The organism is Streptomyces sp. NBC_00683 (assembly GCF_036226745.1).
In the GTDB taxonomy this organism is placed as follows: Bacteria; Actinomycetota; Actinomycetes; order Streptomycetales; family Streptomycetaceae; genus Streptomyces.
Window position 1 is genome coordinate 6,713,324 of record NZ_CP109013.1, and the last position, 23,550, is coordinate 6,736,873.

Genomic DNA, 23,550 nt, shown 5'->3' on the forward strand with positions numbered 1-23,550 from the left:
CAGCCACTGCTGCGAATACATGGCCCAAGTGGAGCAGGCATCCGGTTGCACGTCAACTGCCCTGAGACGTACGGCTCACAGTGTGGACAAGCTTGACAACTGGCCCCGGACAGCGGTTGTCTCGGAACCGGACCGGCGCTGAGGGGCCCGGTCCACGTTGTGTTTCTGCTGAAGGCACATCCCGTGTTCGATCTCTGCATCCACGGAGCCTTCGCATGTCTGCGCAGACAGATACCCTCCCACCGCCGCTTCCGGCCCCGCCCGCACAGCACGACGAAGCCTCCGCCCCGCGCATCGTCCCGGTACGACGAACAGGACAGTGGGCAGCGGCCGTTGCCGTCCTGATTCTTCTCGCGGGGGCGTTGACCTCGGTCATCCGCAACGACGCGTTCCAGTGGGACGTCGTCGGCGACTACCTCACCACCGCCTCCGTACTGCGCGGCCTCGGGCTCACCCTGTGGCTCACCGCGCTCGTGATGGTGCTCGGCTTCGCCCTCGGGACGCTCCTCGCCGTGCTCAGGCTCTCCGGCAACCGGGTGCTGCAGGCCGTCAGCTGGGGATACATCTGGCTGTTCAGGTCCACTCCGATCCTGGTCCAGCTGCTCTTCTGGTTCAACATCGGCGCGCTGTACCCGGAGGTCCTCGGCGTCAGCACGGTCAACATCCTCGGCCCCGTCGCCGTCGCCGTCATCGGACTCACCCTCCACGAGGCCGCGTACGCCGCCGAAGTGGTCCGCGGCGGCATCCTCTCCGTCGAGCGCGGACAGCTGGAGGCAGCCCAGTCGCTCGGCCTGGGACCCTGGCGCCGGCTCCGGCGGATCGTGCTGCCGCAGGCCATGCGCTCCATCGTCCCGCCCGCCGGGAACATGCTGATCGGCACGCTCAAGGGCACCTCGATCGTCAGCATCATCGCCGTGCAGGACCTGCTCTACTCGGTGCAGCTCGTCTACCACCGCACCTACGAAGTCATCCCGCTGCTGCTGGTCGCCACCCTCTGGTACATAGCCGTCACCTCCCTCCTGTCCATCGGGCAGTACTACGTCGAACGCCACTACGCGCGCGGCACGGCAGACGCCCGATGAGCGGCGTACCGACCCTCGTCATCATCGGCGGCGGACCGCGCGGCACCGGCGTCATCGAACGCATCGCCGCCAACGCGGACGAGCTGTACGAGGACCTGCGCCTGGACATCCACCTCGTCGACCCGTACCCGCCCGGCGGCGGCCGGATATGGCGGCAGGACCAGTCCCCGCTGCTCTGGATGAACTCCATGGCCGAGGACGTCACCATGTTCACCGACGACACCGTGCAGCAGGACGGCCCCGTACGCCCCGGCCCCGCCCTGCACACCTGGGCCGCCGACGTCCGCGAGGGGCGGACCACGACCGGCACCGCCCCCGCGATACTGGAGGAGATACGAGGGCTCGGCGCCCAGGACTTCCCGAGCCGCCGACTGCAGAGCGCCTATCTGCGCTGGGTGTACGAGCAGGCGCTCGCCGCACTCCCGCCGGGCATCACCGTCCATGAGCACCTGGGCCGCGCACGGCAGATCACCGGCCCCCGCGACGGCCGCCAGCGCGTCTGGCTCGACGGACGCACCGAGCCCCTCGTCGCCGACCTCGTCGTCCTCACCGTCGGCCACCTCGACGCCGAACTCGACCCGGAGCAGCGGGAACTGGGCGACTTCGCGGCACGGCACGGGCTGGTCCACCTGCCCCCGGACTTCACCGCCGACACCGACCTGACGGCCCTGCCCGCGGGCGAACCGGTCATCGTCCGCGGCTTCGGTCTCGCCTTCATCGACCTGATGGTCCTGCTGACCGAGGGGCGCGGCGGACGGTACGAGAACGGGGCCTACGTCCCCTCCGGCCGGGAACCCGTCCTGTACGTCGGATCGCGGCGCGGCGTGCCGTACCACTCGAAGATCGGCTACACCTGGACGGGCGAACGGCCGCCCCTGCCACGCCACTTCGGCCCCGGCCGGGTGGAGGAACTGCTGAACGGTCCCGGCCCCGTGGACTTCCGGCGCGATCTGTGGCCGCTGGTCACCAAGGAGCTCGGCCACGCCCACTACCACCGGCTCTTCACCAGCCACCCCGAGCGCACCACCGTCGAATGGGGCGACTTCGAGGAGAAGTACGCCGTCGCGGAGCCCGGCAGCGCCGAACTCCAGGCACTCGTCTCCTCGGCCGTCCCCGACCCCGCCGACCGGCTCGACCTGGAGGCGCTCGACCACCCGCTGGACGGCGTGCGCCACGCCTCGTACGACACCCTGCAGGACGGGCTGCGCGACTACATCACCGCTGACCTGGCACGCCGCCACGACCCCGCCAACAGCCCCGATCTCGCCGTCTTCCTCGGACTGCTGTCCGTCTACGGGCAGCTGATCCACTTCGGCGACATCGGCGAGAAGTGGCACAGCTTCTTCAGCTACCTCGCCTCCGGACCGCCCGGCCCCCGGCTGCGCCAGCTCCTCGCCCTGTCCCGCGCCGGAGTCGTCCGCTTCCTCGGAGCCGGGCTCACCGTCGAGGCCGACGAGGAGCGGGGCGTCTTCCGGGCCTCCGGCGCGACCGTACCCGGAGAGTTCACCGAGGCCCGGGCACTGGTCGAGGCCAGACTCCCCGACCCGTCCCTGCACCGCACCCGCAGCACACTGCTGCGCGGACTGTACGAGGACGGGGCCGCCGGCACCGACACGGGACTGCTCTCCGTGGACGCCCGCGACAGCCGGATCCTCGGCGTCGACGGCAGGCCGCACCCGCGCCGCTTCGCCCTCGGCCCGTACACCACCGCACGGTCGAGCGGCGCCTTCACCCGGCCGCGCACCGGCGGCCCCGCCTTCCGGCAGAACGACGCCACCGCCCGCACGGCGCTCGCGTTCCTGCGCGACCTCTCCTGTCGTGACCGCCGCACCGCGTGAGTGCGGCATCTCCTCCCGTACACGTCGCCGAAGGAATCCGAATGCCGCTGACCAGCGATCCACCCATCGACAAAGAGACCGTACGAACACCCCCGCACGACGGGCCCGGCTTCGCCGAGCTGACCGTCGTCCCACTGCGCCACCCCTGGCGCTGGGTCGCCGTCGCGGCCACCGCGGTGCTGCTCGCCCAGTTCCTGAACGGGCTGATCACCAACCCCGGCTGGGAATGGGACGTCTTCGCCCAGTTCTTCACGACCGAGACCATCCTCAAGGCGGTCTGGGTCACCCTCCAGCTGACCTTCTACGGAACGGTCCTCGGCTTCGCGCTCGGCATCGTCCTCGCCTTCATGAGGCTGTCGGCCAGCCCGTTCCTCAGGGCGGTCGCGTACGCCTACATCTGGGCGTTCCGGTCGATCCCGCTCATCGTCCAGCTGCTGTTCTGGTTCAACCTCGCCTACCTCTACAAGGAGCTGCAGTTCGGCATCCCGTTCGGGCCCGGCTTCTTCTCCTTCGACACCATGAACCTCGTCGGAGCGATGAGCGCGGCCGTCCTCGGGCTCGCGCTGCACCAGGCGGCGTACGCCGCGGAGATCGTCCGGGGCGGCGTACTCGCCGTGGACAGCGGCCAGTTGGAGGCCGCCGCCGCCCTCGGGATCCCCCGGTTGCGGCAGCTGCGGCGGATCGTGCTGCCGCAGGCGATGCGCTCCATCCTGCCGAACGCGGCCAACGAGATCATCTCCCTCTTCAAGGGCACCTCGATCGTCTCCGTGATGGCGATCGGCGAACTCTTCTACCAGGTCCAGGTCGTCTACGGCCGCAACGGCAGGGTCGTGCCCCTGCTGATGGTCGCCACGGTCTGGTACATCCTCCTGACCACCGTGCTCTCCGTCCTCCAGTACTACGTCGAACGTCACTACGCCAAGGGGGCCGTGCGATGAGCGCACCCACCGATGTATCCAAGGACGCACCCGCCGACACCGCGGACGCCATGGTCGAGATACGCGCCGTGCACAAGAGCTTCGGCTCCCAAGAAGTGCTCCGCGGCATCGACCTGTCCGTACGGGCGGGAGAGGTGACCGTCGTCCTCGGTCCCTCCGGCTCGGGGAAGTCCACCCTGCTGCGCACCATCAACCACCTGGAGAAGGTCGACCAGGGCTGGATCAGCGTCGACGGCACCCTGGTCGGCTACCGCCGGTCCGGCAACAAGCTGTACGAGCTCCGCGAACGCGAGGTGCTGCGCCAGCGCACCCAGATCGGCTTCGTCTTCCAGAACTTCAACCTCTTCCCGCACCTGACCGTCCTCGAGAACATCATCGAGGCCCCGGTCGCAGCACTCGGCCGCACCCGCAAGGACGCCGTCGCCTCGGCCAAGGCCCTCCTCGCCCGGGTCGGGCTCGCCGACAAGTCGGGGGCCTACCCCAAACAGCTCTCCGGCGGCCAGCAGCAGCGCGTCGCCATCGCCCGTGCGCTCGCCCTCGAACCGAAGCTGCTGCTCTTCGACGAGCCGACCTCCGCGCTCGACCCCGAACTCGTCGGCGAGGTCCTCGACGTCATCAAGGACCTGGCGCACCAGGGCACCACGATGATCGTCGTCACGCACGAGATCGGCTTCGCCCGCGAGGTCGCCGACACCGTCGTGTTCATGGACGAGGGGCGGATCGTCGAGCAGGGGCCGCCCGCCGACGTACTCGACCGCCCCGTCCAGGAACGCACTCGCGCCTTCCTCTCCAAGGTCCTCTGAACCATGCCCTCGCAGTCCGTTCCCTCGCAGGTCCTGCCCCCGCAATCCGTGTCTCCGCAATCCGTGTCCCCGCAGTCAAGGAGCAGTCACGTGTCCGTCCGCCGCACCCTCTCCGTCGCCCTCGCCACTCTCACCGCCGCCGGCCTGCTCACCGCCTGCGGCACCAGCGACGCCGCCACCGACGTGGTCCGCCCCGAGGGGGAGAAGGACACCGGGATCAACATCGGGCCGGACCAGAACAGGATCAGGGGCAAGAAGGTCGACGCCATCGCCGCGAAGGTGCCCGCCGCCGTCCGCGAGCGCGGCACGCTGCGCCTCGGTGCGAGCGCCGACGCCTCACCCCCGCTCGGCTTCTACGCGACCGACGACAAGACCCGGATCGGCAGCGAGATCGACATAGCGACCCTGATCGCCGACACGCTCGGGCTGAAGCCGCAGTTCGACGAGGTCTCCTGGGAGAACCTCTTCGTCGGCCTCGACAGCTCCAAGTTCGACGGGGTCCTGTCCAACGTCACCGTGACCGAGGAGCGCAAGGAGAAGTACGACTTCGCGACCTACCGGCTCGACAACCTCGCCTTCGAGGCCAAGAAGGGTTCCGGCTGGAAGGTGAAGGGCCCCGAGGACGTGGCGGGCAGGACGATCTCCGTCTCCTCCGGCACCAACCAGGAGAAGATCCTCGTCGACTGGAGCGAGCAGAACGTCAAGGCCGGCCGGAAGCCCGTGGAGATCAAGTACTTCCAGAAGGACACCGACTACTACCTGGCCCTGCAGTCGGGCCGCATCGACGCCTACCTCGGCCCGAGCCCCTCGGCCAACTACCACGTCGCGGCGGCCGGCCAGTCCGAGATCGTCGGCACGCTCTCCGGCGGCGGTGACGGGGTCCAGGGGAAGATCGCCGTCACCACGAAGAAGGACAGCGGCCTGGTCGAGGCCTACGGCGCGGCGATCGACCACATCGTCCAGGACGGCTCCTACGCCAAGGTGCTGAAGCGCTGGGGGCTGTCCAGCGAGGCCGTCGAGAAGTCGGAGATCAACCCGCCCGGCCTCCCCAAGACCAAGAACTGACCCCGAGAGGTCCCGCAATGTCTGCCACCAGGCCACTCCATCTGGCCGCCGAGATCGGCGGTCCGCCGCGTTACGACGCCGACTCCCACGTCGCGCTCGCCCGCCTCGCCGAGCAGGGCGCGCTCGACTTCGTCACCCTCGGCGACTCCTTCGCCCGGCCCGGCCCGGACGCACTCGCCGTGCTCGCCCGGGTCGCCCCGGCCACCACCCGGATCGGTCTCGTACCGACCGTCACCACCACACACACCGAGCCCTTCCACGTCTCGTCCGCCGTCGCCACCCTCGACTGGGTCAGCGGCGGCCGGGCCGGCTGGCACGCCGACGTGTCGACGACCGAGGCGGAGGCCCGGCTGTTCGGCCGGCGCGGTGCAGCACCCGCCGCCGCCCTGTGGCAGGAGGCCGGCGAGACGGCCGACGTCGGAGCCCGGCTCTGGGACAGCTGGGAGGACGACGCGGAGATCCGGGACGTCGCCACCGGCCGGTTCATCGACCGCGACAAGCTGCACTACGTCGACTTCGAGGGCAGCACCTTCTCCGTACGGGGCCCTGCCATCGTGCCCCGGCCACCGCAGGGCAGGCCCGTCACCGTCTTCGACGGCACGGGTGGCCCGGCCCGGGAGTCCGCCGCGCGGTACGCCGACGTCGTGTACGTACGGGCCACCTCGCCCGAGCAGGCGGCCTCCCTCCGCGCGGACGTGCGTCGCATCGCCGCGGCGCACGGCCGCGATCCCGACACACTGCGGGTGCTGGTCGCCCTCACCGTCGACCTCGGGGACGCGGAGACGGCACCGGAACCGGGGCTGGAGAGCGGTCCGCAGCTCGCCGGACGGGGGACCTACTTCCGGGGCGGCCCGGTCGACCTCGCCGAACTCATCACCCAGTGGCACCGGGGCGGGGCCGTCGACGGTTTCCACCTCACCCCCATCACCCCCGAGCGCGACCTCGAAAGGATCGTCAACGGCACCGTGGCCCTGCTCCAGCACCGCAGCCTCTTCCGCACCTTCTACCCGGGGGGCACACTGCGCGAGCACCTCCGCCTGGCCCGCCCGGCCAACCGCTACGCGCACGCGAGGACCGCGGGGGCGACCTCATGAAGCAGATGCACCTCGCCGCCCACTTCCCCGGCGTCAACAGCACCACCGTGTGGGCGGATCCCCGCTCCCGGAGCCAGATCGACTTCGCCTCGTTCGAGCATCTGGCCAGAACCGCGGAACGCGGCCGGTTCGACTTCTTCTTCCTCGCCGAGGGGCTGCGCCTGCGCGAGCACAACGGCCGGATCCACGACCTGGACGTGGTCGGCCGCCCGGAGTCCCTCACCGTCCTGAACGCCCTGGCCGCCGTCACCGACCGGCTGGGGCTCGCGGCCACGGTCAACGCCACCTTCAACGAGCCGTACGAACTCGCCCGCCGCCTCGCCACGCTCGACCACCTCAGTGGCGGGCGCGCCGCCTGGAACGTCGTGACCTCCTCCGACGCCTTCACCGGGGAGAACTTCCGCCGCGGCGGCTACCTCGACCGCGCGGACCGCTACACCCGCGCCGCCGAATTCGTCTCCACCGCACGGGAGTTGTGGGACTCGTGGACACCGGACGGGACGTCCCGTCCGTTCGCGCACTCCGGACAGCACTTCGAGGTCTCCGGAGAGTTCACCGTCCCCCGCTCCCCGCAGGGGCACCCCGTGGTCATCCAGGCCGGGGACTCCGACGAAGGCCGGGAGTTCGCCGCGTCGGCCGCCGATGTCATCTTCACCCGGCACGGCACCCTGGAGGCGGGACGGGTCTTCTACGCCGACGTCAAGGAGCGGCTGGCGAAGTACGGCAGGCAGCCCGACGACCTGAAGATCATGCCCGGAGTCACCGTCGTCCTCGGCGACACCGACGCGGAGGCACAGCAGAACGCCGCCGAGATCCGCCGGCAGCAGGTCTCCCCGCAGAACGCCATTCTCGCCCTCGAACAGGTCTGGGGCCGCGACCTCTCCTCGTACGACCCCGACGGCCCTCTGCCCGACATCGAGCCGGACCCCGATTCCGGGCTGGTCAAGGGCAGGGTCAGGGTCGCCGATCCGCTGGCCGTCGCCGCCAGGTGGCGCGCCCTGTCGGCAGCCAAGGGGCTGTCCATCCGTCAGACGGTCATCGAGTCCACGGCCCGGCAGTCCTTCATCGGCTCCCCGCAGTCGGTGGCCGCCGAACTGGAGACGTTCGTCTCCACCGACGCGGCCGACGGCTTCATCCTCGTACCGCATCTCACACCGGGCGGCCTCGACGACTTCGTCGACCGGGTCGTCCCGCTCCTCCAGGAACGCGGAGCCTTTCGCTCCGAATACACCGGCTCCACCCTCCGGTCGCACCTTGGTCTGGCCGAGCCGGTATGGAAAGGTTGATCACATGAGCACGGACGTACAGCAGGGCAGCCAGGACTTCCAGGATTGGCAGCGGTGGCACGAGGAGCGCATCGTCGCGGTGGCGGCACCGCACGGCCCGCTCTCCCTCACGGGCACCCACTGGCTCTCGGACCACCCGGACGGTCGAATTCCGGCCGTGCCGGGGCAGTGGCACGAGGACGGCGACGAGGTGGTGCTCACCGCCGCCGCCGAGGACGGGCTGACCGTCGACGGAAAGCCGCTGGACGGCGAGGTCCGTCTGGGCGCGGACCGCGGGCCGATCGACACGTCCCGGGTGGCGCAGGGCGAGCGCAGGCTGGTCGTACTGAGCCGCGAAGGCCTGTGGGCGGTACGGGACTTCGACCCGCAGTCACCCGCACGGCACTCCTTCCGCACCATCGACGCCACCCCGTACGACGCGCGCTGGTCGCTGGAGGGCACCTTCCGCCCGTACGGCTCCGACCGCACCGTCCGGGTGGCGAACGCCGACGGGCGCGAGCGGGGGCTGGGCCTCGGCGGCGAGGTCGCCTTCCAGCTGGACGGCGCGGAGCACACGCTCCAGGTCGCGGTCGAGCCCGACGGCTCGCTCTGGGCCGTCTTCGCCGACGCCACCAGCGGAGACAGCAGCTACCGCTTCCGCTTCCTGCGGCCCGAGGCGCCGGACGCGGACGGCAAGGTCAGGGTCGACCTCAACCGTGCGCTGCTGCCTCCCTGCGCCTTCGCCGACCACTTCATCTGCCCCTTCCCGCCGCCCGGCAACACGCTCGCGGTCGCGGTCCCGGCGGGGGAGCGGAACCGCATCGACGCCTGATCCGTCCCACCGGCGACGCAGCGGCCCTGCCATCCGGCCCCGTCAGCCACAGAGCTGCCGGGGCCGTCCCCGCCGTGCGCCCGCCGCGGCCGAAAGGCGCCCTTGCGCGGCGAGTTGACGCGCCCAATACTCCCGAGCAGCGCTTGTCAGGGGCACGGATCATCCGGAATTCGAACGCCTTCGGAATTCGGACGCGCCCGCTGACTGCGCCTCACGGGTCCGGCCACCCCACAGGCGGGCCCCCGATTCCCCTCGGGAGGAACGAAAAGTGAGGATCAAGCGCACCACCCCCCGCAGCGGCACAGCGAGACGCAGCAGGATCATCGCCGTCTCCGCAGGCCTCGTCGCCGTCGCTGCACTCGCCGTCCCCGCGGCCAACGCCAACTCGACCGGGACGTACAGCGCCAACCAGCTCACCGCCGCCCAGGACGCCGTACTCGGCGCCGACATCGCCGGTACCGCCTGGAACATCGACCCCGCGACCAAGCGCCTCGTCGTCACGGTGGACAGCACCGTCTCGCAGGCGGAGATCAACCGGATCAAGGAGTCCGCCGGAGCCAACGCGGGCGCCCTGGACATCGAACGCACCCCCGGAACGTTCAGCAAGCTGATCTCCGGCGGCGACGCCATCTACGCCACCAGCTGGCGCTGCTCCCTCGGCTTCAACGTCCGCAGCGGCAGCACCTACTACTTCCTGACGGCCGGGCACTGCACCGACGGCGCCGGCACCTGGTGGTCCAACTCGGGGCACACCACCGTCCTCGGCACCACCTCGGGCTCCAGCTTCCCGACCAACGACTACGGCATCGTGCGGTACACCAACACCTCGGTCACCAAGTCGGGCACCGTGGGCAGCCAGGACATCACGAGCGCCGCCAACGCCACGGTCGGAATGTCCGTCACCCGCCGCGGCTCCACCACCGGCATCCACAGCGGCTCCGTCACCGGCCTCAACGCCACGGTCAACTACGGCGGCGGGGACATCGTCTACGGCATGATCCGCACCAACGTGTGCGCCGAGCCCGGCGACTCCGGCGGCCCGCTCTACTCGGGGACCCGGGCGATCGGTCTCACCTCGGGCGGCAGCGGCAACTGCAGCTCCGGCGGAACGACCTTCTTCCAGCCGGTCACCGAAGCGCTGAGCGCCTACGGCGTCAGCGTGTTCTGACACGCCGGGCACGGCCGTACCCCTGAGAGCCCCCGCCGATTGCCGGCGGGGGCTCCCCTTCCGTCCGCGGCTTTTGAGAGGATGTCAGGACGGTCGGTCGCAGAGGCACCACGGGGGCGGACGCTGCGCCTGTCCGGAGGGATGCCCTCCGGGCCCCCACAGACTCCCAGGGGGTTCCAGGTCCGTGAAACGCATCGGAGTGACCGGTCACCGATCCATCCCCCAGGAGGCCTACGCGCACGTCCTGGAAGGGATGCGGGCGGCGCTGTGCGGCCTCGAAGGCTCCAAGGAAGCCCTCTCCAGCCTGGCGGTCGGAGCCGACCAGCTCTTCGCCGACCTCGCGCTGGCCTGCGGGGCGGAGCTGACCGTGGTGATCCCCAGCGGGGACTACGAGGCGGGCTTCGCCGACGAGGCCGACCTCGCGCGCTACCGGATGCTCAAGGCCCGGGCGGCCCGCGAGGTCCGGCTGGACTACCCGCACTCCACCGACGAGGCCTACTACGCGGCGGGCGCCTACATCGCCGACCACTGCGACCGGCTGCTCGCGGTGTGGGACGGCCGGCCCGCACGCGGCCTCGGCGGCACCGGCGACATCGTGACGTACGCCCGGAGCCTCGGCCGGCCGGTCACGGTCATCTGGCGCGACGGCGTGGAGCGGGCCTGAGCCGTCCGAGCGGACGTACCTGGCGCGGACTCACATCCGGTGCCTGACCAGCCAGTCCGTGTGCTCGGGGGAGACGATCCGCTCGGTCTCGAAGACGGCGGCCGCCCACTGCCGCTCCGTCAGAGTGGTCTCCATCGCCGCCTGCATGTTCTCCAGATCGTCCTCCACCAGCGAGTGCGCGGAGACCAGCGGGTGATGGCGGCGCATCTCGTTCCAGGCGAGACAGGCGGCAGCGGCGGCGGACAGCGACCCCGTCAGCGCGAAGGACCCGGCGGTGCCGAACGCCTGCAGCAGGGCGAGGACCAGGGCGGGCAGTGTCAGGGCGGCGATCGTGCTCGACCAGACGAACGCACCCCGCCGGGAGACCTGCCGGCGCCTGCGGTACCAGCGCCGCTGCTCGATCAGCCGGTCCCGGATGTAGGTCTCCTTGCGTACCGTGAACGCCTTGTCCCGTAACTCGCGCATGGACTCGGTGATGAGTCCGCCGCCCCCGTCCGTCATCTCCTCCCGGGGGTCGTCCCACCCCACCTTCCTCAGCTCCTGGAGACCGTCCTCGAGCCGGTTGGCGAACACGGCTTCCGGATGGTGCGTGCCGGTGTCGAACGGCGAGCCGTGGACCGCGTAGCGCCAGCAGTTGGACTTGATGTACTCCGCTGCCGACCGGTTGAGCTGCCAGTGCGACTTGGCCTTGCGCCGCGAGGCGAGATACGTCGTGACCAGGACTCCGAGATACGCCAGAACGGCTACGGAGTCGATGAGTTGGAACGAGTCGCCGACCTCCACATGCCAGGGCAGAGCACCGGGAACGGTGCCGAGGACGAGCAGGATCAGCTGTCCGCGGGTGGTGTTGACCGCCTCCCGCTGGCGTGCGATGGCGATGGCGTCCGTGTGGTGGAAGAGCTCCGGAAGGTCCTCGCTCCGGAAGACCATGGACTGAAGTGGCCCGGGAATCGCCGTCATGTTCACCCCCGTGTGAAGTTGTGGGCATGCTCCGTCGGTCGTACGGCCGGTCCGACCGCGGGCCCGACCGGGTGTGCTGCCCGGGGCTCAGGAGGTCGCGTGCGCCGAGGCCTGCCGGGGCCATGAGAGTAGGGTCGCCTCCCCGCTGACTGCAATGGCGCCTCCCGGCCGGGCCGTGCGCGCAGGACGCTCTCGTGAGATCCGCCGCTCTATGAGAGGGTCTGACAACTGGGCATGTATACAGGCGAGTTGACCCGCGGGAGTGGCAGTCGGGTCTCGCCTGCCACGGGGGGAGACAGTGTGAACAACGCAGGCCGACGCCCTGACGATCCGCCGTCCGAGGCCCAGCGCAGGGTCCGGCGGAGCCCCCTGCTCTTCACCGCGCCGCTGGTGCTGCTCGGGCTGCTGGTCCTCGTCCTGTTCTGGGAGGCGGTCCGTGCCAATGTGACAGCCGACGCGCGGACCGAGTGGCCGTGGCGTCTCCAGCTGCTCGAGATGGAGGCGCTGGGGAGCCTGCTGGCCGTCGCGGTCGGTGCCGTACTGGCCAGGGCCCAGTACGCCCGCACCGTTCGGCCCTATCTGGGCTGGCGGGGAGCCTGGGCCAAGGGGCTCCTCAAGGCGGACGCGCAGGCGTGGCGGGTGGGCATACTGAACGGCGGTCAGCACATCGCGGCGATCGAGGCCTTCGACTGCCGGGTGGTGCTGGCGGGGGAGACCGAGTCCGGCGCCGCCCCGTGGGTCGACGTCTCCGAGGCCGTGGCCGAACTGACCGCGGCCGGGCTGGTCGTGGCCGAGGACTTCCAGCTCGTCGAGTTCGGCCGGGGCTTCCCCCTGGTGGGGACCGGAAGCTACGAGACGGTGCTGGTGGGTGCCTTCTCGAAGAGATTCGTCGAGAAGGTCGACGCGCTGTACGTACGCGTGCGGGTGACCGACGTGGTGGGCGACAGCCATGAGCGCATCGGGGACTGCATGAAGAGTGCGCGAGGGGTTGTCCACGCTCCGCTCGACTGACTGTCGTCCCCGCCGCGAGCGGCCGGGCAGACCGTTCACGCGCATGACCGGTCACCCGGAACCACCGGACGGGTGAACGGGTCGGAAGTGAACGTGTGTTGTCCTGGGAGTGTCCTGAAGTCGACACCGGGAGTGTTCCCGGTCCGTGCGGGATCCGCGGAGCGGTGGCCTCCGCGGCGGCCGCCGGAGCGGGCCCGGCCGCAGGTGCTTTGGCCTGCGGATTCATTCATCACCCAGGTGGGCGAACCCCGGCCGGCATTTCCTTCTCCGAAATGCTCCATTACCGCAAGGTTTCACGTCAGGGCGGCGTGTGAGAGGGGCTGGTTGGGAGTAAAGTCGTGCTGAATATGCGGACTCCGACGCCCGAGTCGGTGTCCGAAAACACCCCCTCCAAGGACCCTCAAGGACGGCCGTGAAGACCTACGAAACCTCCCCCGCCTCTGCCTCCGACCACGCGAAGAAGAGTCGTGTGGCGCTTGCCGAGATCGATGCACGCAGCATCGAGGCATCCAGGAAGCTCGGCCGGGTATTCGGCACGCCCGTGGGTCGTCCTGTCCAGACGTCGAGCTTCAGCTCTGCGCTCTGAGCCAAGCTTCCGCTCCGAGCTCCGAGAGGGGTCCTGGCGTGGCTAGACTGGGACAATGACAGGACCCCTGGTCCCTTTTCGCGAGATCGTACTGAAGGTGCACAGCAGGTGCGATCTCGCCTGTGACCATTGCTATATCTATGAACACGCAGATCAGAGCTGGCGTACCCGCCCGAAAACGATCTCTGACGAAGCTATTTCATGGACAGCTCGACGACTGGCCGAGCATGCCTCGGCGCATGCGCTCGATTCGATGTCAGTGATCCTGCATGGAGGAGAGCCACTCCTGGCCGGGCCCGCGCAACTGCGTCGTGTCTGCGAGGAGCTCACATCGGCGATGAACGGTGTCGCTGAGCTGGACCTCAGGATCCACACCAACGGTGTCCAGCTCAGCCCCCGCTACCTCGACCTCTTCGACGAGTTCCACGTCAGGGTCGGCATCTCGCTCGACGGCGATCGCACGGCGAACGACCGGCACCGCCGCTTCGCCAACGGGCGTACGAGCCATCCGCAGGTTCTCAGAGCCGTGGATCTGCTCCGTCAGGAACGCTACCGCCACCTGGACCTCGGGCTCCTGTGCACCATCGACATCCGGAACGACCCGGTCGCCGTGTTCGACGCGCTCGCCGAGCTCGAACCGCCCCGTGTCGACTTCCTTCTGCCGCACGCCACCTGGGACGAGCCCCCGCTGCGACCGGACGGCTCGCCCACCGCCTATGCCGACTGGCTCCTCGCGGTCTTCGACCGCTGGCAGGAGCAGGATCCGGAACACCGCCTGCCGGTGCGCCTCTTCTCCTCGGTGCTCTCCACCCTGAGCGGCGGCCCCAGCCTCACCGAGTCCCTGGGCCTCGCACCCACCGATCTGGTGGTCGTCGAGACCGACGGCCAGCTGGAGCAGGTGGATTCGCTCAAGAGTGCGTACGAGGGTGCGGCGGCCACCGGATTCGACGTCTTCTCGCACTCCTTCGACGACGTCGCCGCCCACCCCGGAGTGCGGGCGAGGCAGCTCGGACTGGCGGGTGTCAGCGAGACGTGCCGCCGTTGCCCCGTCGTACGTTCGTGCGGTGGAGGGCTCTACACGCACCGCTACAGCTCGGCCACCGACTTCGACAACCCGTCCGTGTACTGCCATGACCTGGAAGCGCTGGTGCGCGGCATCGAGGCACGTACCGCGCACCTCACGGTCCCCCCGGCGGTGACCGACCCGCGGGAACTGGCCGCCGAGCAGCAGGACCTGACCCGCACCCTGCTCGCCGGGCTCCATTCCGAGCTGGACGGCCGCGGCGGGGCGCGGTGGGACGAGGCCTGGGAGCTGGCGGCGGTGCTCGAGTCGTCCGAGGAGGGCGCCTCGGCACTCGACCGGGTGCTGGCCCATCCGTACACGCGGACCTGGCTGCTGGACGTGATCGAGGGCCTGCACGCGGGACGGCCCGGAGCGGTCGACGACGCCCTGAGGTTCCCGGCCTACGCCGCGGCAGCCGCGGTACGGGCGGGTCTCCCTCTGGCGGCGCAGGTTCCGTACCGGGACGGCAGGCTCTATCTGCCCACGCTCGGCGAGCTGCGGACCGGTGGGGCCGGACAGGCCGGCACGGTCCGGGTGTGCGCCACGGACGACGGGTTCGTGGTGCGGCCGGACGGCGGCGGGGCCGAGTGGCGGATCGTGACGGACAGCCCGGGTGACGAACCCGACTGGCTTCCGGTGCGCCTCCTCCGCCAGGACCGCACGCCCCCCTTCGTGCTCGACGACCTCGACCCGTACCGGGACTGCTTCCGCGCCCCGGCCGCGCCCCGGCTCGGACAGGCCGAGGCCGAGGCGTGGGGTGCCGGTCTCGCGGAGGCCTGGGGGCTGCTGGAGGCGTCGGCGCCCGCCACGGCCGCGGCGGCGGGAGCCGGCCTGACGACGCTGACCCCGCTCACCGCGGGGCGGAGCGAGGAGCGGCGCCCCGGCCACGGGGCGATCGGACTCCCGGTCACGGGTGACGCGAAGGAACTGGCGCTCGGACTGATGCGCGGACTCCGGCGGACCACGTTGCGGGCCATTCTCGACATCACCGATCTTTATGCGTCGGACGGTGCCTGGGAACATCGCCTGCCATGGTCGGAGGAATTGGTTCCGTTTTCCCGGCTGCTGGCCGATACCTATGAACGGGTGGCGATCGCCGCCTTTGATCCCCGTTACATGGAGGGTGTGGAACAGGCACTCGACATGATCGGGACAGCGGCCGAGCCCACGGTCGCGGGAAGGCGTCTCGTCGGAGTGCTCACGGAGGAGATGAAGGAAACGCGGGACAAGTGGGCTGAATAGCCACAGGATTGCTGTGAATCACGAAGGCAGCGGATGAACCTGGGTATGGATGACTGAAAAGCGGCGTTGATTGACCGAACGCCATGGGGGTGGAGCAAGGTCCGCTCCGGAATGATGAATTCGCTCGCACCCTCTCCAAAGTCCTGGGATGCGGGTGCTCACACAGGACGGGGGTCGTGTGCACGCATCGACGCAGCAGCGAGCGGCGGACCATCGGCCGTACTTCTTTCTGAGTTACGCGCACACACCGGGGTACGGCGGTGGAACCGACCCCGATATGTGGGTCGAACGGCTTTTCCAAGATCTTTGTGGTCACGTGATGGCCATGACCGATCTGCCCGCGGGTGCGCCCGCGGGGTTCATGGACCGGGAGATACGTTCCGGTGAGGGCTGGTCGGAACGTCTGGGCGGGGTGCTCGCCACCTGCCGTGTCTTCGTGCCGCTGTTCTCGCCGCGCTATTTCGCCAGCGAGATGTGCGGCAAGGAGTGGTACGCCTTCGAGCAGCGCGCCATCCACCACCGGGCCCGCTCGAATCAGCCGGCCGAAGCGATCGTTCCGGCGCTCTGGGTTCCGGTGCCGCCGAACCAACTGCCCGGATCAGCAGAGCGGTTACAGTTCAACCACCGTGATTTCGGGGACCGTTACGTCAGTGACGGGCTCTACGGACTGATCAAACTCAGGCTCTTCGCCCAGGAATACGAGCGGGCCGTCTACGAACTGGCCAAACGCATCGTCAGCGTCGCCGACGCGGTCCAGATCGACACCGGGAGGCCGGTCGACTACCGCCTCGCCCCCAGCGCCTTCGGATCACCCAGCAGCGGGGTCGGAGCACCCCGGCCCATGCAGATCACCATCGCCGCGCCCACACGCCACGACCTGCCGGCGGGACGCAACCCGGACTACTACGGCGACAACCCGCACGACTGGAACCCTTATCACCCGGCCGCCGCGAAACCGCTGGCCTACGTCGCCGAGGAACTGGTCCGCTCCCTCAACTACCAGGCCGTCATCACCTCGTTCGACGAGGAGTCCGGGCAACTGGAGGGAAAGCAGCCGCCCAGCACCCCGGAGATACTCCTGGTCGACCGCTGGGCCCTGCAGGACGAGGACCGGCGGCGCCGGCTCGCGGCCTTCGACGCGGAGAACCGGCCCTGGGTGACCATGGTCGTGCCGTGGTGCCGCGACGACCACCAGAGCAGAGCCGCCGAGGCCGAACTGACCGAGAAGCTCGAGCAGACGATGCCCGCCAAGATGCGGCAGGGGCGGGCCTTCTGCCGGGTGGCGGCCAAGGGGGTACCGACCATGGAGGCGTTCGGGCAGATCCTTCCCCAGGTGGTCGAGGTGGCCGCTCAGCAGTATCTGAGGCATGCCACGGTCTATCCGCCCGCGACCGGCGGACGGCACACCGAACGGACGCGACTGATGGGGCCCATGGGTAATACGCAGTTCATACCCGACATGCACGACCCTGCGACGGATGCGGAGGACGTATGACAGCCGGTCGTGACGGGCGCATCGTCACTTTCTACTCGTACAAGGGCGGCACGGGGCGCACCATGGCCCTGGCCAACACCGCCTGGATCCTCGCCGCGAACGGCAAGCGGGTGCTGGCCGTCGACTGGGACCTGGAAGCCCCCGGGCTCCACCGGTTCTTCCACCCCTTCCTCGACCCGTCGACGCTCGGTGCCACCACCGGTGTGATCGACCTGATCACCGAGTACGCCTGGGCTGCGACCAACCCCGCCCAGCGCGCGGACGACTGGCACCGCGACTACGCCCGCATCCAGCCGCACGCGGTCTCGCTCAACCCCGAGGCGCTCGGCTGGGAGTTCCCGCAGGGCGGCACGCTCGACTTCGTCTCCGCCGGCCGCCAGAACCGCGAGTACTCCGCGACCGTCTCCACCTTCGACTGGGACAACTTCTACGACCGGCTGGGCGGCGGGCACTTCTTCGACGCCCTGCGCGACGACATGAAGGCCAACTACGACTACGTCCTCATCGACAGCCGTACCGGCCTCAGCGACATCGCCGACATCTGCACCGTCCACCTCCCGGACGTGCTGGTCGACTGCTTCACCCTCAGCGACCAGTCCATCGACGGCGCGGCGTCCGTCGCCCGGCAGATCGCCGAGCGCTACACCGGCCGCCCCATCTCCATCTTCCCCGTCCCGATGCGCATCGACGAGGGCGAGAAGGAGAAGGCCGACGCGGGCAGGGCCCTGGCCCGGCTGAAGTTCGACCGGCTGCCCCGGGACCTCTCCGGCGACGAACTCACCGCCTACTGGGGTGCGGTGGAGATCCCTTACCGTCCCTACTACGCGTACGAGGAGACCCTCGCCACCTTCGGTGACGAGGCCGGACTCAGCAACTCGCTCCTGTCCGCCTTCGAACGGCTGACCGCGGTCGTCACCGCCCAGGAGATCACCTCGATGCCGCCGGTGGGCGAGGAGGTACGGCTGCGCATCCGCGACGCCTTCACCCGCCGCCGCCCCGCCATGCCGGCCGATCTCTTCCTCAGCTACGTGGCGGAGAACCGCATGTGGGCCGACTGGATCGAATCGGTCCTCACCCGGGCCGGATTCCGGGTGGTCCCGCGTGACGTCTCCGCCGACCCCGCCACCATGGACGCCCTGCACAGCACGCCCGAGGCCGCGGCCCGTACCGTCGTGCTGCTCTCCAGCGCCTACCTCAAGTCCCAGCGGGCCGTCGACCTGTGGACCCGGGCGGTCTCCGAGGACCCCGGCGGCGGGCGGCGTCAGCTGCTGCCGCTCAGGGTCACCGATGTGCGCCTCTCGGCGCCGTACATCGACCGCAACCCGGTCGACCTGTTCCGGCTGGACGAGGTCCACGCCACCACCGCGTTGATGCGCGCCCTGGACAGGCCGGTCCAGCTCGGCGACGGAGCGTCGCCGGGCCCCCGCTTCCCCGGTACGGTGCCGAGGATCTGGAACGCACCGCCCCGCAACCCCGGCTTCACCGGCCGCTCACTGGTCCTGGAGCGGATGCGGGACCAGCTCGGCGGCGGCATGGCCGTCGTGCTGCCGCAGCCGCAGACGCTGTACGGGCTCGGCGGCGTCGGCAAGACCCAGGTGGCACTGGAGTACGTGCACCGCTTCATGGCGGACTACGACCTGGTGTGGTGGATATCGTCCGAGCAGTCCGACGACGTGGTGGCCAGCCTCGCCGAACTCGCCGTCCGGCTCGGCGCCCAGGGCGGCGACGACATGGCCACGGCCTCGCAGGAGGCCGTGGACCTGCTGCGGCGCGGCGTGCCCTCGGACCGCTGGCTGCTGGTCTTCGACAACGCGGACGACCCCGAGCGGCTCAGGCGCTACTTCCCGCAGGGCGGCTCCGGCCACATCCTGGTCACCTCGAGGAACCAGGCGTGGTCCCAGCACGGGGACGCGCTGCCCGTCGACGTCTTCCTGCGGGAGGAGTCGATCGAACACCTCCAGCGCCGCGCCCCGGGGCTGAGCGTGGAGGACGCCGCCCAGGTGGCCACCGCCGTCGGTGACCTGCCCCTGGCCGTCGAACAGGCCGCGGCCTGGATCGCGGAGACCGCCACCCCCATCGGGACCTACCTGGAGCAGCTGGCCCGACAGGCCCCCCAGGTGCTGTCCCTCAACCAGCCCGCGGGTTACCCGGAACCCGTCGCGGCCACCTGGAACATCTCCATCGAACGTCTCAAGGAGCGCTCGCCGGCAGCGGTGCGGCTGCTCCAGCTCTGTGCCTTCTTCGCCCCGGAGCCGATCTCCGCGGACCTCCTCTACAGCAAGGAGATGATCGAGGCGCTGAAGCCGTACGACTCCTCGCTCCAGGAGAAGCTGGTCCTGGGCCGGGTCATCCGGGAGATCGGCCGGTTCGCTCTCGCCAAGGTCGACCAGGTCTCCAACTCGATCCAGGTCCACCGCCTCGTACAGGCCGTCATCAAGGCCCAGCTCAGCGAGGAGGAACAGCGCGAGGCCCGGCATGTCGTGCACCGGATCCTGGCCGGGGCACGGCCCGACAGCGACGAGCCGATCGACAACCCGGAGACCTGGCCCCGCTTCGCCTCGATCTGGCCGCACCTCGGCCCGTCCGACGCGCGCAACTGCAAGGAGCCGGAGACCCGCAGGCTGCTGATCGACCGGGTGCGCTACCTGTGGAAGCGCGGAGACGTCAGGACCGCGGCCACGCTCGGCGACGAACTGCGCGAGACCTGGCTGGAGATGCTGGGGGAGCAGGATCTGCAGTACCTGTACCTCTGCTTCCACATCTCCAACATCCTGCGCACCCGCGGCCGGTACGTGGAGGCCAAGGAGCTCGACGAGTTCACCCTCCAGCGGCAGCGGGAGGTGCTGGGTCCGGAGCACCCGCACACGTACATGACCACCAGCAGTCTGGCCATCGACCTGGGCCTGCTCGGTGACTACGGCAAGGCGATCGAGCTGGCGACCAAGGCCCATGAGGGCTTCGGGCAGATCTTCCACGAACGGCACCCGAGGACGCTGGCGGCGGCCAACAACCTGGCACTGAACCTGCGGAGCATCGGGCAGTACGCCCGGGCCAGGGAGATCGACCAGGACTGCTACGACCTGCGGTCCGAGGTGCTGGGACAGGAGCACCCGCACAGCCTGTCCTCCGCCATGAACCTGGCCCGTGACCTGCGCGAGGTCGGACGGTACGAGGACTCCGTCGGTCTGCTCAGCCGTACCTACGACAGCTTCAAGTCCACGCTCGGCCGGACCTATCCGACCACTCTGAGCGTCGCGAAGAGCCTCGCGGTCTCCCTGCGCAGGGCCGGGCAGCTGGAGGACGCCCGCAGGCTGACGGTGGCCACCCGCGCCCGGTACCGGGGCAAGTACACCTCGGCCAACCCCGAATCGCTGGCCTGCGACCTCAACCTGGCGGCGGACCTGTTCGCGGCAGGCGAGGCGGTCGAGGCCAGGAACACCGCTCAGGAGGTCGTCGACCAGTACATGAAGGTGCCGGGGGAGCAGCATCCGTACACCCTTGCCGCGCAGAACAACCTCGGCGTGTACCTCTTGGGGTCCGGTGCGCCGGAGGAGTCGGAGAGGCTGCTGACGCGGGTGGTCGCCTCGATGCGCGAGGTGTTCGGCCGCGAGCACCCGAACACCCTGTTCTGCGTGATGAACCTGGCCAACGCGACGGCCGAGCGCGGCGATCTCGAGCTCGTGCTGGAGACGGAGCGGAAGGTCTCCGGTCAGCTCAGGGAGGTCCTCGGGGCGCACCACCCGGAGACCCTGGCCATGACCTCCAACCTCGCGGTCACCCTCGATGCGATGGGGCGCAAGGACGAGGCACTGGGGCTGCGGGCGGAGACGGGCGACGAGCTGGCACGCCAGCTCGGCGACGACCATCCGCTGACCCGGATAGCGCGGGACGAGACGAGGTTCCTGCGCGAACTGGAGCCGATGTCGGTGTGACCGTGCCTGCCACGGCCCGGGGTGCGGTGCCCGAACGGACACCGCACCCCGGACCATCGGTCAGCAGACCGGCGCCTCCCGGTCGTCCAGCAGCCAGTTGAGCACCTCGGGAAGCACGGACAGTGCGTCGAAGTGCGCCGCCGCGGGTTCCATCACGGCGGTGACCCCCGGGATCTGTTCCGCCAGCCAACGGGAGTGGCCGACCGGTGAGAACACGTCCTTCTCGCCGTGCCACAGCATCACGGGCCCCTTGATGTCCGCCGGGTCGAAACCCCACGGCCGGCAGAACGCGATCGCGTCGTCGATCCAGCCGTACGCCGATGTGCGCAGCCCCTCGCGGTAGTTGGCGAGCAGCATCGTACGGATCCCGGCGTCGTTGACCACGATCCGGTCGGAGTCGGTCAGCTCCCGGCGCAGGTCGTCCAGGAGCCGGACCGGGTCCTGCCGGATCTCCGCCGAGCGGCTGATGAAGGACTCCGCGAGCCCGTCGGGATCGGCCGCGGCCGCGGAGTACGCGAGGACGTTCGACGCGGCCATCCCCTCGAACCAGTCGAGCCCCTCGGCGTCCCAGGGAGCCAGGCCGACCAGTGCGGCGGTACGGGTGACCCGCTCGGGCATCATCGCGGCGCACGCCAGGGCGTGCGGCGCGCCGCCGGACCGGCCGACCACGGCGAAGCGCTCCAGACCGAGCGAGTCGGCGATCGCCCGTACGTCCTCGACGACATCCACCACCCGGCGTCCCGCCAGCCGGTCGGAACCTCCGTACCCCGGGCGGTCGTAGGCGATCAGCTGCATCTTGCGCTGGTAGAGGACCATCCCGCGGGGAGCAGGGCCGAGCCGGCTGCCCGGCATTCCGTGCAGGAGGAAGACCGGTCTTCCGCGCGGATCCCCCTGACGCTCGACCATCAGATGCCGTCCGTCCGCCACGCGCACCCGATTGCGCACCCCGCCGCCTCCGCTCGGTCACCCCGCCCGGTCCCGGGCATCAAGTGCCCGGTGTGTGCTGCCAGTTCGATGATGACCCATCAAGGGCACCACCGGGACTCCTTGTCGCAAGGAACCCGTGTTTGCCCGGTTTCCGGCTCGCACCGCATCCGGACGGGCAACCCCAGCATCCGGACTCGCAAGGGCGGAAACAGGACAGGACTAGTCCTCACCCGCTGCCGACAACCGATTGCACGTGGTGTTCGCAGATGGAACCGACGTGGCCCGACCTCCCGGTTGTGAACGGGTCAGGAGTGAAGCGTCGTTGTCGTGTGTGCGTCCTGAAGTCGACCTTGTGTGCTATCGCCCGCATCGGAATAGTGGGCGCCCCATCCTCCGTGTTCCGGACCCCCCACTGGTCCGTACCACGGCCCCACAGGAGGTCGAAGTTGAAGCACCGACGCATATCCAGGAAGCGCGCGGCCATGGCGGGATCGGCTGTCGTCGCCCTGGTTGCAGCAGGAGTCACCTTCCAGACTGCGAACGCCAGTGATGACGTGCCTCAGTTCACGGCACGCACACTGACGGCCAACGCGGCCGGAAATCTCGCCACGACCCTGGACAAGACCCTGGGCGGCGACACGGCCGGCGCGTACTACGACGCCGAGGCGAAGAACCTCGTCGTGAACGTCCTCGACGAGGTCGCGGCCGAGCAGGTGCGCCAGGCGGGCGGCAAGGCCAGAGTCGTACAGAACTCGCTCACCGAGCTGAAGTCGGCCCGGCAGACGCTCACCGCCAAGGCCACCATCCCCGGCACCTCCTGGGCGGTCGACCCCGTCAGCAACAAGGTGGTCGTCACCGCCGACCGTACGGTCGAGGGCGCTGCCTGGGACAAGCTCAGCGCGGTGGTCGAAGGGCTCGGCGGCAAGGCCGAACTCAACAAGTCCGCAGGGGAGTTCAAGCCCCTCATCGCGGGCGGCGACGCCATCTGGGGCGGCGGTGGACGCTGCTCGCTCGGCTTCAACGTGGTCAAGGGCGGCGAGCCGTACTTCCTGACCGCCGGCCACTGCACCGAGTCCATCACCAGCTGGTCGGACTCGCAGGGCGGCGCGGAGATCGGTGCCAACGAGGGCTCCAGCTTCCCGGACAACGACTACGGCCTGGTCAAGTACACCTCGGACGTGCCGCACCCCAGCGAGGTGAACCTCTACAACGGCTCCACCCAGCCGATCACCAAGGCGGGCGAGGCCACCGTCGGCATGTCGGTGACCCGCAGCGGCTCCACCACCCAGGTGCACGACGGTGAGGTCACCGCACTGGACGCCACGGTCAACTACGGCAACGGCGACATCGTCAACGGGCTCATCCAGACGACGGTCTGCGCCGAGCCGGGCGACAGCGGCGGCTCGCTCTTCTCGGGCGACACCGCCATCGGCCTGACCTCGGGCGGCAGCGGCGACTGCTCCTCGGGCGGCGAGACCTTCTTCCAGCCGGTCCCGGAGGCGCTGTCCGCCTTCGGAGCGGAGATCGGCTGATCCTCGGGATCCGGCAGGCTGCGGGCTCGCTCGCCTCACCTCGTGTGAGGGGA

The 23,550-nt window shown here is 69.8% G+C and carries 18 protein-coding genes; 16 read left to right on the forward strand and 2 right to left on the reverse strand.

All coding sequences use genetic code 11. The features are described from left to right. The first annotated feature begins 215 nt into the window (after window positions 1-215). From OG257_RS30000 to OG257_RS30045, 10 genes are all read left to right on the forward strand, one after another. Complete coding sequence (locus tag OG257_RS30000; protein ID WP_329212620.1) at window positions 216-1,082, forward strand: amino acid ABC transporter permease; 867 nt, start codon at window positions 216-218, stop codon at window positions 1,080-1,082. Further along, window positions 1,079-2,920, forward strand: coding sequence for an FAD/NAD(P)-binding protein (locus tag OG257_RS30005; RefSeq protein ID WP_329212621.1), 1,842 nt, complete (start codon window positions 1,079-1,081; stop codon window positions 2,918-2,920). Before OG257_RS30000 ends, OG257_RS30005 begins: the two co-directional genes overlap by 4 nt. A gap of 41 nt (window positions 2,921-2,961) precedes the next feature. Further along, window positions 2,962-3,858, forward strand: coding sequence for an amino acid ABC transporter permease (locus OG257_RS30010; RefSeq protein WP_329212622.1), 897 nt, complete (start codon window positions 2,962-2,964; stop codon window positions 3,856-3,858). Between the two features lie 50 nt (window positions 3,859-3,908). Next, window positions 3,909-4,661 (forward strand): amino acid ABC transporter ATP-binding protein, encoded by a 753-nt coding sequence (locus tag OG257_RS30015; RefSeq protein WP_329215418.1) that lies wholly within the window; start codon window positions 3,909-3,911, stop codon window positions 4,659-4,661. A gap of 90 nt (window positions 4,662-4,751) precedes the next feature. Then, window positions 4,752-5,726, forward strand: a complete 975-nt coding sequence (locus OG257_RS30020) for an ABC transporter substrate-binding protein (RefSeq protein WP_329212623.1) — start codon at window positions 4,752-4,754, stop codon at window positions 5,724-5,726. A 17-nt stretch (window positions 5,727-5,743) separates the two neighbouring features. Then, window positions 5,744-6,820 (forward strand): LLM class flavin-dependent oxidoreductase, encoded by a 1,077-nt coding sequence (locus OG257_RS30025; protein WP_329212624.1) that lies wholly within the window; start codon window positions 5,744-5,746, stop codon window positions 6,818-6,820. Continuing rightward, entirely contained in the window at window positions 6,817-8,106 is a 1,290-nt protein-coding gene (locus OG257_RS30030; protein WP_443054501.1) for an NtaA/DmoA family FMN-dependent monooxygenase, read from the forward strand. The genes OG257_RS30025 and OG257_RS30030 overlap by 4 nt, the downstream gene beginning before the upstream one ends. Window positions 8,107-8,110: 4 nt before the next feature. Then, entirely contained in the window at window positions 8,111-8,917 is an 807-nt protein-coding gene (locus OG257_RS30035; RefSeq protein WP_329212625.1) for a DUF1684 domain-containing protein, read from the forward strand. A 268-nt stretch (window positions 8,918-9,185) separates the two neighbouring features. Beyond that, window positions 9,186-10,085, forward strand: coding sequence for a S1 family peptidase (locus OG257_RS30040; RefSeq protein ID WP_329212626.1), 900 nt, complete (start codon window positions 9,186-9,188; stop codon window positions 10,083-10,085). Window positions 10,086-10,269: 184 nt separating this feature from the next. Beyond that, window positions 10,270-10,749, forward strand: coding sequence for a hypothetical protein (locus OG257_RS30045; RefSeq protein WP_329212627.1), 480 nt, complete (start codon window positions 10,270-10,272; stop codon window positions 10,747-10,749). Window positions 10,750-10,779: 30 nt separating this feature from the next. On the opposite strand, the gene OG257_RS30050 is transcribed toward OG257_RS30045, so the two are convergent. Further along, a complete protein-coding gene (locus tag OG257_RS30050; RefSeq protein WP_329212628.1) occupies window positions 10,780-11,709 on the reverse strand; it encodes a DUF4231 domain-containing protein in 930 nt (309 codons plus the stop codon). A 300-nt stretch (window positions 11,710-12,009) separates the two neighbouring features. Between OG257_RS30050 and OG257_RS30055 the strand changes: the two genes are divergently transcribed. The 5 genes from OG257_RS30055 to fxsT all read left to right on the forward strand — a co-directional run bounded on the left by OG257_RS30055 (window position 12,010) and on the right by fxsT (window position 21,038). Beyond that, a complete protein-coding gene (locus OG257_RS30055) occupies window positions 12,010-12,720 on the forward strand; it encodes a hypothetical protein (protein ID WP_329212629.1) in 711 nt (236 codons plus the stop codon). Between the two features lie 412 nt (window positions 12,721-13,132). Then, complete coding sequence (locus OG257_RS30060; protein WP_329212630.1) at window positions 13,133-13,306, forward strand: FXSXX-COOH protein; 174 nt, start codon at window positions 13,133-13,135, stop codon at window positions 13,304-13,306. Between the two features lie 55 nt (window positions 13,307-13,361). After that, on the forward strand, window positions 13,362-15,611 hold the full coding sequence (gene fxsBH / locus OG257_RS30065) for a radical SAM/SPASM protein FxsBH, inactivated beta-hydroxylase extension form (protein WP_329212631.1): 2,250 nt from the start codon (window positions 13,362-13,364) through the stop codon (window positions 15,609-15,611). Between the two features lie 148 nt (window positions 15,612-15,759). Further along, a complete protein-coding gene (gene fsxC, locus OG257_RS30070) occupies window positions 15,760-17,106 on the forward strand; it encodes an FxsC protein (RefSeq protein ID WP_329212632.1) in 1,347 nt (448 codons plus the stop codon). Further along, window positions 17,103-21,038 (forward strand): FxSxx-COOH system tetratricopeptide repeat protein, encoded by a 3,936-nt coding sequence (gene fxsT / locus OG257_RS30075; protein WP_329212633.1) that lies wholly within the window; start codon window positions 17,103-17,105, stop codon window positions 21,036-21,038. The genes fsxC and fxsT overlap by 4 nt, the downstream gene beginning before the upstream one ends. 60 nt (window positions 21,039-21,098) lie before the next feature. Here the strand turns inward: fxsT and OG257_RS30080 are convergent, their stop codons facing one another. After that, window positions 21,099-21,983 carry an alpha/beta fold hydrolase gene (locus tag OG257_RS30080; RefSeq protein ID WP_329212634.1) on the reverse strand — a complete coding sequence of 295 codons (885 nt, stop codon included), beginning with the start codon at window positions 21,981-21,983 and terminating at the stop codon, window positions 21,099-21,101. Between the two features lie 428 nt (window positions 21,984-22,411). On the opposite strand from OG257_RS30080, the gene OG257_RS30085 reads away from it, so the two are divergent. Next, window positions 22,412-23,497 carry a S1 family peptidase gene (locus OG257_RS30085; RefSeq protein WP_329212635.1) on the forward strand — a complete coding sequence of 362 codons (1,086 nt, stop codon included), beginning with the start codon at window positions 22,412-22,414 and terminating at the stop codon, window positions 23,495-23,497. Window positions 23,498-23,550 lie beyond the last annotated feature (53 nt).

Excerpts from the sequence above, each read along its gene's own strand:
- OG257_RS30025 (WP_329212624.1), top strand. The coding sequence starts at position 5,744 with ATGTCTGCCACCAGGCCACTCCATCTGGCCGCCGAGATCGGCGGTCCG.
- OG257_RS30005 (WP_329212621.1), top strand. The coding sequence starts at position 1,079 with ATGAGCGGCGTACCGACCCTCGTCATCATCGGCGGCGGACCGCGCGGC.
- fxsBH (WP_329212631.1), top strand. The coding sequence starts at position 13,362 with ATGACAGGACCCCTGGTCCCTTTTCGCGAGATCGTACTGAAGGTGCAC.
- fsxC (WP_329212632.1), top strand. The coding sequence starts at position 15,760 with ATGCGGGTGCTCACACAGGACGGGGGTCGTGTGCACGCATCGACGCAG.
- fxsT (WP_329212633.1), top strand. The coding sequence starts at position 17,103 with ATGACAGCCGGTCGTGACGGGCGCATCGTCACTTTCTACTCGTACAAG.
- OG257_RS30030 (WP_443054501.1), top strand. The coding sequence starts at position 6,817 with ATGAAGCAGATGCACCTCGCCGCCCACTTCCCCGGCGTCAACAGCACC.
- OG257_RS30000 (WP_329212620.1), top strand. The coding sequence starts at position 216 with ATGTCTGCGCAGACAGATACCCTCCCACCGCCGCTTCCGGCCCCGCCC.
- OG257_RS30015 (WP_329215418.1), top strand. The coding sequence starts at position 3,909 with ATGGTCGAGATACGCGCCGTGCACAAGAGCTTCGGCTCCCAAGAAGTG.
- OG257_RS30035 (WP_329212625.1), top strand. The coding sequence starts at position 8,111 with ATGAGCACGGACGTACAGCAGGGCAGCCAGGACTTCCAGGATTGGCAG.
- OG257_RS30050 (WP_329212628.1), bottom strand. The coding sequence starts at position 11,709 with ATGACGGCGATTCCCGGGCCACTTCAGTCCATGGTCTTCCGGAGCGAG.
- OG257_RS30010 (WP_329212622.1), top strand. The coding sequence starts at position 2,962 with ATGCCGCTGACCAGCGATCCACCCATCGACAAAGAGACCGTACGAACA.